Source organism: Epilithonimonas arachidiradicis (assembly GCF_003610695.1).
GTDB lineage: Bacteria > Bacteroidota > Bacteroidia > Flavobacteriales > Weeksellaceae > Epilithonimonas > Epilithonimonas arachidiradicis.
Window position 1 is genome coordinate 102,791 of the sequence record NZ_RAQH01000008.1, and the last position, 13,903, is coordinate 116,693.

The following is a 13,903-nucleotide window of genomic DNA, read 5'->3' on the forward strand; positions in this document are numbered from 1 at the left end:
CGCAGCCAAACATTATATACACGATGAAAAAAATCAATCTTAGTATATTACTGGTTTTTCCCTTGTTGGCAAGCGCTCAGTCGGTCATTGGTAATATCAATTCCGGTGCAGTTTCTGAGAATTCCTTTAACCATTCTGTTGGAGAAATCTATGTAATAGCGTCTAATCCGGACGATGCCAGTTCCGGAACACTGGGAATCTTGTACCAAACCACTTTAAAGGTTTTGGGAATCAATGAAATTTTAAAAGACGATGTCAAAATCTATCCGAATCCAACAGCAGATTTTATCAATCTGAAATTGAGTTCGAAAAATAAGATAGATGAAGCGGTTATCTACGATAATTCCGGCAGAATCATTTTAAAAACTAAAATCGAATCGGATAAGATAGATTTACGTTCCCTAAATACAGGAATTTATCTGCTTTATTTCACCAATACAGACATCAAACCTATAAAAATTATAAAAAAATAAAAACCAAATGAAAAAACTCTACATCGCTTTCAGCTTATTTTTAGCTTCATTAGCTTATTCGCAAGTTCCACAGGCTTTCAGTTATCAGACAATTGCTTTCAATTCGGCAGGTGCTCCAATTGCTAATGGAAACGTCAACTTAAGAATCAGCATTCTGGATAATTCTGCAACAGGAAATGTTTTATATACTGAAACTCATACTAAAACAACCAATTCCAAAGGTTTGGTTAACCTTAATATCGGACAAGGAACTGCAACCACAGGAAACTTCGGCGGAATCAATTGGGGCACGAATCCGAAATTTGTAAAAGTAGAAATGGATCCAGCTGGCGGAAGTAATTATACCAATGTTGGCGTGAACCAGTTGATGAGTGTGCCTTATTCTCAAGTTAGTAAAACCGTTGTGACTGGTCCTGGACAAGGAATTACTTTGGTTTCTCCGAATGGAACAAATTACACTTTGAATGTAGACAATTCGGGAAATTTAAATTTACCCACAAATTCATCTTCGAATTCTACAGTTCCGACAAATTTATATGTATATGGAACTTATAATAATTTCAATGCTTCTACTGCAGAGTTGATGAGAAACGCAAGTACAAAGTATGGATATAAATATTTGCCTGCAAACACTCAGCTTAAATTTATTACAGCGCAAAATACTTCAGCACAAACATATGGAGTTGATAGCCAAAACTTTTTGGTTATAAATGGCAACAATATTAATGTTTCTTCTAATGGTTTTTACAGAATTGCTATTATAGATTATGGAACTGTAGCAAATGTAAAAGTAGAAAACATAAGTCCTTCCATTTATATTTCAAGTAATTCATCATCATCTGGAATAACAACGTCTGCAATTACCTATAATACTTCTACTAATAGATTTTCGGTAAGTATAAGTGGTGTCACATCTTCGAACTTTAACGGAATGAATATAACAATACCATCAAATTCTGGCATACAAGAAACTTTGGGAGATAATCTAAGTGATGGAAACTTTGATATTAACGGTTCATACATTTTGATTCCTAATTTAACATCAACTCCTAAAAATTTCAAATTAGAATTTAATATTAATTTTGACGCAACAGGAACTTACACAATTACACAAATATAATTTAAGAGGTAAACGCCTCTTTTTTTATTTTAATTAACAAGAAAACCACTCAAAATCATATTTCTGATATTAGAAAATTATTATAAAAACACTAAATTTGTATGTTTTGAAAAAACAGTAAATAAAATCAACTACTATAATGTCAGAAAAATCAAAAATTATCTACACGCTTACGGATGAAGCGCCAATGCTTGCAACCCATTCTTTTTTGCCTATTGTTAAGGCTTTTACTTCGGTTGCAGACGTTAACATCGTTCCAAAAGACATTTCACTTTCAGGGAGAATCTTGGCTAACTTTCCAGAGTTCTTGACTGATGACCAAAAAATCGGAGATGCTTTAACGGAACTTGGTGAATTGGCAACAACTCCGGAAGCGAACATTATTAAATTACCAAACATTTCTGCTTCTGTTCCTCAGTTAGACGAGGCTATTGCAGAATTACAATCCAAAGGCTTTGCCGTTCCAAATTATCCTGCTGAACCAAAAAATGACGATGAAAAAGCTATCAAAGCTAAATATGCGAAAGTCCTTGGTTCTGCAGTAAATCCTGTTCTGAGAGAAGGAAATTCTGACAGACGTGCGCCGAAAGCTGTTAAAAACTATGCCAAAGCTAATCCTCACAAAATGGGAGCTTGGGCTTCTGACAGCAAAACAGATGTTGCGCATATGACCAGCGGCGATTTCTACGGGACTGAAACTTCTACAACTGTCGAAAACGATTCTAAATTCAAGATTGTTTTCTTCGGAAATGACGGTTCTGAAAAGGTATTGAAAGATTTCGCAAACCTTAAGGCCGGTGAAGTCATTGATTCTTCTGTAATGAACCTTAATTCATTGAAAGCGTTTGTACAAACTGCAATCGATGAAGCAAAACAAAGAGGTGTCATTCTTTCTGCGCACTTGAAAGCAACAATGATGAAAATCTCGGATCCAATTATCTTCGGAGCAATAGTTGAGACTTTTTTCAAAGATGTTTTTGCTAAATATGCCGAGACATTCAAATCTCTGGACATCAATCCAAACAATGGACTACAAAACCTTTATGATAAAATTGCCGGAATTCCACAAGAAGCGGAAATCAAAGCGGACATTGATAAAGCGTTAGCCGAAGGACCAAAAGTAGCCATGGTCAATTCTGACAAAGGCATCACAAATTTCCACGTGCCTTCTGACATCATTGTTGATGCATCTATGGCTGCATTAATCAGAAACGGCGGAAAAATGTGGGACAAAACCGGTGCAGAGGATGACACGGTTGCAATTATCCCAGATCGTTCTTATGCAGTATTCTATCAGGCTGCAATAGATGATATGAAAGCTAACGGAAAATTGGACCCTACAACAATGGGTTCTGTTCCGAATGTTGGTTTGATGGCTCAAAAAGCTGAAGAATATGGTTCTCACGACAAAACGTTCCAGGCTGAAGCTGATGGAACTGTGAAAGTTCTTGACGAAAACGGAAACGTTCTTTTGGAGCAGAAAGTTGAAAAATCTGATATCTTCAGAATGTGCCAGACCAAAGATGCTCCAATCCAGGATTGGGTAAAATTAGCGGTGAACAGAGCAAGATTATCTGATACACCTGCTATTTTCTGGTTAGATAAAGCAAGAGCTCACGATAGAGAAATCATCAAAAAAGTTGAAAAATATCTTAAAGATTACGATACAACTGGTCTTGACATCAGAATTCTAGATGTGAAAGATGCAATGACAGAAACGCTTAAAAGAGCAAGAGAAGGTAAAGACACCATCTCAGTTTCTGGAAATGTTCTAAGAGATTATTTGACTGACCTGTTCCCTATTTTGGAATTAGGAACTTCTGCAAAAATGTTGTCTATCGTTCCATTGATGAACGGCGGAGGTTTGTTCGAAACAGGAGCTGGAGGTTCTGCACCTAAACACATCGAGCAGTTTATCGAGGAAGGTTATTTGCGTTGGGATTCTTTGGGTGAATTCTTAGCATTGCAGGCTTCTTTAGAACATTTGGCACAGACTCAGAATAATCCAAAAGCTCAGATTTTGGCTGACGCTTTAGATGAAGCTAATGCTAAATTCTTGGCTGAAGATAAATCTCCGGGAAGAAAATTAGGAACAATTGATAATAGAGGTTCACATTTCTATTTGGCGACTTATTGGGCGGAAGCTTTAGCAAACCAAACTAAAGATGCTGACATCGCTTCTAAATTTGCTCCAGTTGCAAAAGCATTGACAGAAAACGAAAGTAAGATCAATGAAGAATTGATTGGTGCTCAAGGTAAGCCTCAGGAAATTGACGGCTATTACAGACCGGATTTTGACAAAACTGATTCTGCAATGAGACCGTCTGCAACACTTAATGAAATTGTAAACGGAATCTAATCTTATTCCTGTTAAAATTAATATAAAACCCTTAACAAATGTTGAGGGTTTTCTTTTGTTTAATTAATTTGCAGAAAGAAATTAAAATTAATATTTATGACGCTTTTTGATATGAAAAAAATCTTTATTTTTTTTATCTATGTTGTTGGGATTTTGCAGTTTAAAGCTCAGGGAAGAATAGATAAAGCTATTCAGAATCTGGAACAAAATTATTCGCAGGAGAAAGTCTATGTTCTATTGAACAAAGACAATTATGTTGTCGGCGATAATATCTATTTCAAATCTTTTGTTTTCGATGGCTACAGACGCTCAACCATTTCCAATACTTTGTTTGTCGAGTTATACGACCACAACAAAAATCTAGTTGATAAAAGAACTATTGCGCTTAAAAACGGCGAAGGCGACGGCTCGTTTGTTCTAACAGAAGCTTTAAAAGAAGACATATATTTCTTTAGAGCTTATACAGCTTGGATGGCTAATTTTCCAGAGGAATTTAATTTTATGAAACAGGTTCCGATTTACAATCCTAAATCCGAACAAAGATTAATTCTTGATAAAAACACCAAATGGACAGCCAATGCTTTTTCGGAAAGTGGAACTTTTATTGAAAACATCAATACCAAAATTGCTGTAAGATTATTCTCTCAAGGCATTCCGCCTGCGAGTTGGAGCGGCTATGTCATCGACGCTGAAAAACCGGCTGAAAAATTAGTCAGCTTTAAAGGATTTGACCAGAATGTAAGTTCTTTCAGTCTAACGCCAAAAGCCGGAAGAAATTATAAGGTCATTGTTGAAGACAACAAAGGAATTAAGCAAACCGTTGCTTTGCCAGCTGTAGCTAATTCCGGGATTAATCTGCAGATATCAAGCGGTAACGACGGAATCAATTATACATTAAAGAGCAGCAATCTTCCGGAAGGTTTAAAAGGTCACAGTATTGTTGGAATCATTAATAATCAAATGGTTTACAGGGCTAATATCAAAAATGCTTCAGCAGATATTTCCAGCAAAATACCTACAAAAATCAGTGATGATAAAAATGCGGTCTTGCAATTGGTGATATTCAATGACAAAGAGGAAGTTGTTGCTAAAAGATTGTGTTTCGTTAAACCAAAAAATCTGATGATTGAACAGCCTACTTTTGCATCAACATCTCTTAATAATGATCCTCGTGCCTTCAACAGCTTTGAATTAGAACCCGACTCAGATTATCCAAGTTATACAGTTTTAGTAAAAGAAAACACCAAAACTGAAAATACAAATGATAATAATATCCTAAGTGCGCTTTGGCTGACAGGTGATATCTCATCTCCTATTTTTTCACCGGCTCAGTATTTTTCCAAGAATGCCAACGCAGATGCGTTAGATGCTTTATTAATTTCAGAAAGCTGGAAAAGATTTGATTGGGATTCTCTTTTAACCGGAAAAACGCCTGAAATCAAATATAAACCCGAATCCAATTTATCGTTCAAAGGAAAGGTCACTAATAATGGTCGAATCATTCCAAATAAAAGTGTTAATCTATTATTTAATGCAGGAGGAACAGATAAGGGGATTTCCCAGGCTGTAACGGATGACGGTGGATTTATTTACCTCAATAACATTTACTTTGATGAGCCTTTAACAGTTTCTTATTATCTGAATCAGGATAAAAGTAAAGCTTCCGAATCTGACAATGTCAATATCTATTTTCAACCGTTGACAAACAATATTATCTACAAAGGTAATTTGCCGGCAACCAATTATCGTTTGGCAGGATCTTCACAGAATGCTCAAGTGAGTTCCGATGTTGCCAAAGCACTTCAAAACAAAAAAAACCAGCAGATATTAAAAGCTGCTAACGAAGAAACTCAGATTGAAGAAGTCCAGGTTACAGCGAAAAAAGTTGATTTGAAAGAAAAACTGGATAAAGAATTATCAAGCGGAAGATTCAGCGGGATGAACTCAACTATTTTTGATTTGGTTAATGAAAACCAGGATGCTCAAACTTCTCTTAACATTATGCAATGGCTGCAAGGCAGGGCTGCAGGATTGACCTTCACAATGGATAGTTCCGGTAATTATGTTCCAAGTATCCGTGGCTCACAAGCTAAATTATATTTAGATGAGATGCCAGTTGATGCAAGTATGATTAATTCTCTCCCTGTCAGCAATATTGCTATGGTAAAAGTTTTGAAAAACGATGGTTTGGTTGGTAATGCCGTTGCCATCTATACAAAAAGAGGAAATATGCTGGCTGACCAAAAAGATGACAAAAAAGAACTGAACAACAAAACAATTTTGAGAGGTTATGATAAAGCGGTTGATTTCGAACAACCCGATATTACCAGCGATGCCTACAAAAAAATAACAAAAGACACCCGTGAGCTTTTGTATTGGAATCCAAATCTGACTCCTGAGTCCGGACTTCCTGCAAGAGCCATATTCTTTAATAATGATGAAGCTAAAAATCGGGAGATTACGATCATTAGTTTTGATAAAGATGACAGGCTTCTTTATTATGATGAAGTGAAATAAGGTTATTTTTTTATAATTAAAAAGAATATTTATATAATTTGAAAACAAAAAAGACTGAAAAATTTCAGTCTTTTAATTTATAACATTTTCAAGTTGTTAACTTCTTGTTCCGTAAGGATTCTCCAGTGTCCACGTTTGATATTTTTCTTAGTCAATCCGGCAAACATCACTCTGTCGAGCGCTTCCACTTCATAACCTAATTTTTGGAAAATTCTTCTGATGACTCTATTCCAGCCGATGTGGATTTCGATGCCCACCTCATTCTTTGGTTTTCCTTCGATGTACGAGATGCTGTCCACTTCTGCAACACCTTCTTCCAAACGGATGCCTTCTGCAATTGATTTCAAATCTTCAACGGATAATTTTCTATCCAGTGTCACGTGGTAGATCTTTCTCATATTGAAAGACGGATGCGTCAGCTTTTTCGTCATATGTCCGTCATTCGTCAAAAGAATAACACCTGTCGTTTGTCTATCTAACCTTCCGACTGGGAAAATTCTGTAAGGTGAAGCATTCGCAGTCAAATCCATTACTGTTTTTCTCGCTTTCTCGTCTTTGGTGGTCGAGATATAACCTTTTGGTTTGTTTAATAGAACATAAACCGGTTTTTCCGGCGTGATATTTTGTCCGTCAAATACAACTCGGTCGGTTTTCTGAACCTGGTAACCCATTTCGGTCACCACTTTCCCGTTCACTTCCACAAGACCTTGTGTAATCAGTTCGTCTGCTTCTCTCCTGCTGCAAATCCCGGAATTGGCAATATATTTATTAAGTCTTATGGACTCTTTCGGAACCGATTTGCTTATTTTATCGAATCTTCTTTTCTGGATAAAAGATTTCGTTTTGTCTTCGTCTTTTTCAGCTCTGCTAAAAGGTTTTTTTGGACCAAATTTTCTATCGCCGTTTTCATATTTGTCACGGCTGTCAAAACGGTTTCCGCCTCTTGTAGTTTTTGGACCCTTTGAATTTCCGAAAGATTTTCCACTTCCAGAATTTCCTCTGCTATCACTGGAGCTACGGGAGTTTCCGGAAGGTCTGCTGCCTCCACATGGTCTTGGTTTTCTGTTTCTACCTGATTGATTTCCGTCTCCGCTCATTTTCTAAAATTTTTGCAAAGATAGTGAATTAGTTAAGAAATCGCTATTATTTGAAAACGCAAACGTCAATGCAGATACAGCGATTGCATATGACAAATAAAAAAAACAAATATTTACATATGAATTCCGAATTATGGATTGATTTTAACGAAAATTGAGAATAATGTAATTTTAAATATTGAAATTACTCAAACATTTCTGCCAAACGAACTTTCTTAATTTCATCAACATTATAAAGTTCAGCAATCGTTTTTTTTACTTCCAATTTAGGATAGAGATTGACACCAATCAATTTAATTTTACCCTCTTCTACCCAGCTTTGTTCTCTTGTTGCATGCTCAAAAATCATTTTCTGGATGTCTCCGGATTTTAACAATGCCAGATAACCGTCTTTTTCTTCAATTTCAAGGAATAATTTCCAGGACTTTTCAGCGAATTGTTGCGTGATATCTTCCACGAAATAACTTCCGGAAGACGCATCTTCGAAAACATTGATAATACTTTCATAAGCCAAAACAACCTGCTGTTTAAAGGATATTTCTTTGGAAAGCTCCGTTTGATTCTCGATTTTATGATCATTGGAAAAAACCGCATCAGCGCCGCTAATCATCGCTGAAGCCAATTCCAAAGTGGAACGAATCAGGTTATTTTCTTCATCATTTTTAGCTTTGTTTCTCAACGACGTTTCCGCAAAAATATAAGGAATCAGATCTTTTTCAAATTCTTTTGAAAGCTGATTGAACAAATATTTAAACGCTCTGATTTTCGCTATTTCGAAAAAATAATTGGAACCAATAGCCAATCGGAAAACCAATTTCTCAAGAATTTCCGGGCCAAACTTTTCAACCAATTCTTTAGATTTTCCCAAAGCAAAAGCCAATTGCTGAATAATCGATGCACCGGCATTTTGATGCAAACTAACGTCAATACCAATCTGTCTTTCGAAAGCTTTGGATAATAGCTCACCAGCTAAATGCTCATTGATTTTGGCATTTTTATCATCAGAAAAAACATCAATCAAAGAAAAATAACGATTTGTTTCTTCGGTCAAAATATGTTCCGCCAAATCAGGATTGTTGATGAAAATCGCTTTTTCTTCCAAGCCTTCAACATTTTCATTCAATAGAAAAGCGAAAGCCTGTTCTTCCAAACCATCCTGATATTCGGCGACAAGATGTGTGCTTTCTTCAACTTTTGGGAGGATTTTAGTTTCGGAATTGTTTTGATAATAAGGTTTTACATCAATATTTTCCAGATTCTCTTTTTGGAGAATTGCATAGATATCATCAGTTTTCAATTGTTTTTGAACCAGCTTTTCCCAATTGTCAAATCCACTCATTTTTGAAAAATTTTTGTTTGAAAAAATACAAATTTCACAGCAAAGACGGTAAAGATTTTACCAGAAAAAGTAATATAAAATTAAAAAGCCTTTTCAACTCAGAAAAGGTTTTTATATCAATTTATTTTTTTGCGATTTTGGAACTGTCAACCACCAATATGAAAATCTCCTCGTTAGGCTTTTTCATAAAATAATTTTCACGGGCGTATTTTTCTTTTTCCTGTTTATTATTCATCAGCTTACGGTAGAATTTGTCATTCTTTTCGTATTCTGTTTTATAAAATTCGCGTTGACCTTCGTAGCGTTTGATTTCACCATTCAGTTCGTTGATAACCAGAAAAGAAGTACTGTCAAAAAATATCATCCAAATTAAAAATCCAACCAACGTCAAAACATATTTGTTAAACACATAAGTCTGGAAAAACTTAAGTGTCGGCGATTTTTTCTTGATATCTTTGATTAGTTCTTTCATTGTAAATAATATTAATGAACTTTTTTAAGCGAATTGTTAATCACAGTAGTTAAGAAATCAATCGCTACAGAATTCTGCTTCATATTCGGAACAATCAAATCGGCTTCGTTTTTAGAAGGTTCGATAAATTCCTGATGCATCGGTTTCAGGGTCGTCTGATAACGGTGCAAAACTTCCTGCAAATCACGTCCTCTTTCCTGTGTATCTCTGCGGATTCTTCTAATCAATCGCTCGTCTGAATCGGCATGCACGAAGACTTTAAGATCAAACTCTTTGAGTAATTCTTTGCTGGTCAAAACCAATATTCCCTCCACAATCAAGACATTTCTTGGTTCCACAGTTACGTGATCGCCCGTTCTGGAATGCGTGACGAAAGAATAAATTGGTTGCTCAATGCTTTGGTGGTTTTTGAGCGCTTTGACGTGTTGCAACATCAGGTCAAAATCGATTGATTTAGGGTGGTCATAATTGAGAACTTCTCTTTCTGACAAAGTCAGATTGGGATTGTCGTGGTAATAATTGTCCTGAGAAAGCACATTAACGCCTTCCAGGTTAAGTTGTTGAAGAATCTTATTAACAACAGTTGTCTTCCCGGAACCTGTTCCTCCGGCTATACCAATCACGAGCATCTCTACATTTTTTACAAAAATACTATAATTTTTTTTTCAGAATCAAATAAAACTGAAAATTACTTACACAAAAAAAGCTGCAATATGCAGCTCTTTTTTATTTTCTTCTTCCACTATTTTCGGTAGATCGCGTTTCAATTTGAGGTTGAACCTGTTTTTGTGGAGTTGTTCTAATATTATTCTGACTCCTTCTCGTTGCTTCAACACGGTTATTATTTCTATTTCCAGTGGCGGGTTGGGTTCTCGCATTATTTTGATTGGTATTAATCATCCCGGTATTTCTCTGGCTTCTGGTAGGCTGAATTCTGATATTCTCATTGTGCATTGAGTTTCTTTTCGGCGAAATCACAATATTGTTCCGTAGTCTGGAATTTGATTTATATAAGGCTCCATTTCTATAATAATTATTGTTATAATCCAGATAGACAACATTTGGAGCATACCAATAACCGTCGGGTGACTGATAATAACCGTCTCTATAACCATCAGAATAACCCATAGAATAAGGGTCATTGTAACTATATGAATCTGTTGCTGCAACACAAGAAACCATAGTCATTGCAAAAGCAGCTAATATTATTTTGATTGAATTTTTCATTTTCTTCGATTTTATAAGTTATACATTGTCTGTATTAACAAATAAATTACAAAGAATCTGCCAAGATAGAAATCGAGGAACTTTTATCAAGTAATTATGAATAAATTTGAAAAATTATTCTTCAGGAGAAATTCCCAAAACATAATAGAAAACAGCCAAAACTCGGGCAAAAAATTCACGGGTGTGATTTCTGTAAAAACTTTCGTTTTTGCTGACATCTTGAGCATCATAACCGAGTGCATTCATCCCATTATTTCTAGCAAAAAACAAGGCTCTGAGGTTATGAAAACCTTGTGAAACGATAATTACATTTTTTTGACCATAAACATTTTTACAACGTAAAATACTTTTATGCGTATTGAAACCTTTTGGGTCTTCAATAATAATATTTTCCGGAACGCCTTCGGTATAAACTAAAAAACGTTTCATAGCGGCTGGCTCATCATAATTTTCACTTTTCTCGCCGCTAACAATAATTTTCTTGATTTTTCCGTGATGATACAATGTTCCGACCGCGTCCATTCTTGCCGTAAAATAAGGGTTCGCAACACCCGAACGCATCTTGGGAGAAGTTCCCAAAACCAATGCGCAATCTCTCGGCGGCACCTTGCTGATTTTGGTATATGTTCTTCCGCTGGTTAAGGCAACAACCCAGAAGTTGGCTAAAATCAACAGCAAAATTCCCAGCTCTACAAGCCTGAAAACTATCTTCAGAAAATTAGCAACCGTTTTGAACATTAGTTATACAAATCAAAATCTAAATATACATCTTTGCTCATTGCTATGGAAACGCAGGGCAAAATTTTTCCCTGACGTTTTTCATTTTCGGTCAGATATTCATCTTCTGTCATATCCACTTCCCCATTTTTCAGATAGCAAAGACAGCTTCCACAGATTCCGGATTTGCAGGAATAAGGCAATTTGTAACCCAAATCTAGTAACTGTTGAAGGATTTTTCGCTCGTTATTTTTTAGAACAATTCCGTCTTTTTCAATATGATTGAATTTGATTTTGATATTCACATTTTCAATCAGAGGAAATTCTTTTTCCGTTGGATAGATGTCATCGTTAAAAGCTTCAAACAATTCAAAATGAATATTCTTTTTCGGAATTCCGTGGTTGTAACAAGCATTGGCGACAGATTTTATCATTGCTCCGGGACCACAAATCAAAACCTTATCCGTGCTGTCCCAAATTGTAGATTCTTCATCATCTTCATCCAAATGAAGGATTTGATTAATGATTAAAGAAATTTTCTTTTCGTCCAATCTACCCTGGAACAATTTGTCTTTAATGGGTTCTTGAGACAAAAAATAATAAACTTCGAATCGTCCAACATTCTCTTTCAACAATTGCTCTAATTCATCTCTTAGAATAATATCTTCATAACTTTTGTTGCCATAGAAAAGGTAAATTCTGGTAAATTGTTCTTCGTGAAGAATATTCTTAATATGACTAAAAAGCGGCGTGATTCCAATGCCTGATGCGAAAGCAAGAATGGTTCGTTTCTCATTTGGTTTTGAAGGGATGAAAAATCGTCCCAGAGGTTCACTTACTGAGATTTCATCCCCAATATGATAATTCTGAAATAGAAATTGGGTGGAGCTTTCGTCACCATTAATTTTGATTGCCAGTTCAATTTTACTTTCAAAAGGTGCTGATGTAAATGAGTAATCATTCTGAATTTCTCTTTCATTGAAATGATATTTCAATGTCACATATTGCCCGGCCCGATATTGATATTGCGATTTTAATTCCTCAGGAATTTCCAATTCCAACGCAAAAGCATTTTTGGTCAATTGTCGTTTTTTAGCTATTTTTAGCCTGTGAAACTGAGGTTGATTCGCAATTGTTAATTGATTCTCCATTGTCAAGAATCAAATTTAATGAAAATTGACAAAAGAAAAAATCTAAATTTAAAATCTTGAAAGAACAAAATCTTTACATAATTTCGGGTTGTAATGGTGCTGGAAAAACTACTGCATCTTTTACAATTCTGCCCGAAATATTAGATTGTAAAGAATTTGTAAATGCTGATGAAATTGCAAAAGGTCTTTCGCCTTTTCAACCAGAAAAAGTAGCTCTTGAATCTGGCAGAATTATGCTTAATCGTATTGATGAGTTATTTTCACAAAATGAAAACTTTGCTTTTGAAACAACCTTGGCAACCAAAATCTACAAACAGAAAATTATAAAGGCAAAGGAACAAGGTTATAACACAACACTTCTTTTCTTTTGGTTAAAAAATCCTGAACTAGCGATTGAACGTGTGAAAATTAGAGTTAAGGAGGGTGGACATTATATTCCTGAAGATGTAATTAAGAGAAGATATTACAATGGAATTTTCAATTTATTCAATATTTATCTTTCAATTGTAAACCAGACTTTGATTTTTGACAATTCTGAAGGAAAACACATTCTCATTGCTGAAAAGAATTCAGAGACAGAAATCAATATTTATAATCAAGAAAAATTTAACGAGTTAAAGAGCTATTATGACAACAGAAAATAAAATAGAGAGACGTGAAAAAATACTAAAAGGTCTTGAAAAAGCTTATGAAAAAATGTTGGAATTCAAGAGAAAAAACAATAGCGAAATTGTTATAATTAGAGAAAATAAGATTGTTAAAATCAAACCATAAAATTAATTTAATGAGAAAATTCCTGATATATTCAGTTTTGTCACTCAGCTTTTTAGCTTGTAAAAAGAACGACGAAAAAGTTGCAGAGGCAGAAGCAAAAGAAGATTCAATAAAAGTTGAACCTACAAAAACCGAAGCGGATGTTGCACAACTGAAAGAGTTTTCTCCAGAAACAATCTCAACAACTTTAAAATCGAATCATTCGGATACGCTTTATGTGACCAATTTTTTTGCAACGTGGTGTGGGCCGTGTATGTACGAGATTCCTTTTTTCAGAAAAAAGATGGAAGAATTGGCTAATCAACCTGTGAAATTCACTTTTGTAAGTCTGGATAACAAAACCGATTGGGCGACAGATGTCAGCGATTTTGCGGATGAATACAACATTAGAGAAAATGTTGTTCTTTTAGACGGAACACTTTTGAATCAAGAATTTTTCAAGCAAAATTTCCAGTCTTGGGATGGAGGAGCTATTCCATTCACCTTGATTAGAAAAGGTGATAAATCTGACGAAACGGTTGGTTCTATGAGCGAGGAAATGCTCAATCAGAAAATCGAAAAACTATTGACCCACAATTCTACTACAAAAGTTGTTGAGAATAAAGAAAAAGCTGGAATTGCCGGTCCGAAGAAATCTTTGAAATAACAATTATTCTT

The 13,903-nt window shown here is 35.2% G+C and carries 14 protein-coding genes; 7 read left to right on the plus strand and 7 right to left on the minus strand.

The features are described from left to right. Positions 1 to 23: 23 nt before the first annotated feature. The 4 genes from BXY58_RS12950 (at position 24) to BXY58_RS12965 (ending at position 6,469) form a co-directional block, all read left to right on the plus strand. Positions 24 to 473, plus strand: coding sequence for a T9SS type A sorting domain-containing protein (locus BXY58_RS12950; protein WP_120214288.1), 450 nt, complete (start codon positions 24 to 26; stop codon positions 471 to 473). Between the two features lie 7 nt (positions 474 to 480). Further along, complete coding sequence (locus tag BXY58_RS12955) at positions 481 to 1,593, plus strand: cadherin repeat domain-containing protein (RefSeq protein ID WP_120214289.1); 1,113 nt, start codon at positions 481 to 483, stop codon at positions 1,591 to 1,593. A gap of 139 nt (positions 1,594 to 1,732) precedes the next feature. Next, complete coding sequence (locus tag BXY58_RS12960) at positions 1,733 to 3,952, plus strand: NADP-dependent isocitrate dehydrogenase (RefSeq protein ID WP_120214290.1); 2,220 nt, start codon at positions 1,733 to 1,735, stop codon at positions 3,950 to 3,952. A gap of 111 nt (positions 3,953 to 4,063) precedes the next feature. Further along, positions 4,064 to 6,469 carry a hypothetical protein gene (locus BXY58_RS12965; RefSeq protein WP_120214380.1) on the plus strand — a complete coding sequence of 802 codons (2,406 nt, stop codon included), beginning with the start codon at positions 4,064 to 4,066 and terminating at the stop codon, positions 6,467 to 6,469. A gap of 77 nt (positions 6,470 to 6,546) precedes the next feature. On the opposite strand, the gene BXY58_RS12970 is transcribed toward BXY58_RS12965, so the two are convergent. The 7 genes from BXY58_RS12970 to BXY58_RS13000 all read right to left on the minus strand — a co-directional run bounded on the left by BXY58_RS12970 (position 6,547) and on the right by BXY58_RS13000 (position 12,472). After that, positions 6,547 to 7,566, minus strand: a complete 1,020-nt coding sequence (locus BXY58_RS12970; protein WP_120214291.1) for a pseudouridine synthase — start codon at positions 7,564 to 7,566, stop codon at positions 6,547 to 6,549. Between the two features lie 184 nt (positions 7,567 to 7,750). Then, positions 7,751 to 8,905 (minus strand): methylmalonyl-CoA mutase family protein, encoded by a 1,155-nt coding sequence (locus BXY58_RS12975; protein WP_120214292.1) that lies wholly within the window; start codon positions 8,903 to 8,905, stop codon positions 7,751 to 7,753. 121 nt (positions 8,906 to 9,026) lie between these two features. After that, positions 9,027 to 9,377: an FtsB family cell division protein gene (locus BXY58_RS12980; RefSeq protein WP_120214293.1), complete on the minus strand. Its 351-nt coding sequence runs from the start codon at positions 9,375 to 9,377 to the stop codon at positions 9,027 to 9,029. A gap of 11 nt (positions 9,378 to 9,388) precedes the next feature. Beyond that, positions 9,389 to 10,006 carry a uridine kinase gene (gene udk / locus BXY58_RS12985; RefSeq protein WP_074234746.1) on the minus strand — a complete coding sequence of 206 codons (618 nt, stop codon included), beginning with the start codon at positions 10,004 to 10,006 and terminating at the stop codon, positions 9,389 to 9,391. A 97-nt stretch (positions 10,007 to 10,103) separates the two neighbouring features. Beyond that, positions 10,104 to 10,604 (minus strand): hypothetical protein, encoded by a 501-nt coding sequence (locus BXY58_RS12990; RefSeq protein WP_147366847.1) that lies wholly within the window; start codon positions 10,602 to 10,604, stop codon positions 10,104 to 10,106. 114 nt (positions 10,605 to 10,718) lie between these two features. After that, positions 10,719 to 11,342 carry a SanA/YdcF family protein gene (locus tag BXY58_RS12995; protein ID WP_120214295.1) on the minus strand — a complete coding sequence of 208 codons (624 nt, stop codon included), beginning with the start codon at positions 11,340 to 11,342 and terminating at the stop codon, positions 10,719 to 10,721. Next, entirely contained in the window at positions 11,342 to 12,472 is a 1,131-nt protein-coding gene (locus tag BXY58_RS13000; RefSeq protein ID WP_120214296.1) for a 2Fe-2S iron-sulfur cluster-binding protein, read from the minus strand. The genes BXY58_RS12995 and BXY58_RS13000 overlap by 1 nt, the downstream gene beginning before the upstream one ends. A 56-nt stretch (positions 12,473 to 12,528) precedes the next feature. On the opposite strand from BXY58_RS13000, the gene BXY58_RS13005 reads away from it, so the two are divergent. The 3 genes from BXY58_RS13005 to BXY58_RS13010 are packed head-to-tail and all read left to right on the plus strand — an operon-like array spanning position 12,529 to position 13,892. Next, positions 12,529 to 13,116: an ATPase gene (locus BXY58_RS13005; RefSeq protein WP_120214297.1), complete on the plus strand. Its 588-nt coding sequence runs from the start codon at positions 12,529 to 12,531 to the stop codon at positions 13,114 to 13,116. Beyond that, entirely contained in the window at positions 13,100 to 13,246 is a 147-nt protein-coding gene (locus BXY58_RS16970; RefSeq protein WP_170144235.1) for a hypothetical protein, read from the plus strand. Before BXY58_RS13005 ends, BXY58_RS16970 begins: the two co-directional genes overlap by 17 nt. 10 nt (positions 13,247 to 13,256) lie before the next feature. Then, complete coding sequence (locus tag BXY58_RS13010; RefSeq protein WP_120214298.1) at positions 13,257 to 13,892, plus strand: TlpA family protein disulfide reductase; 636 nt, start codon at positions 13,257 to 13,259, stop codon at positions 13,890 to 13,892. Positions 13,893 to 13,903 lie beyond the last annotated feature (11 nt).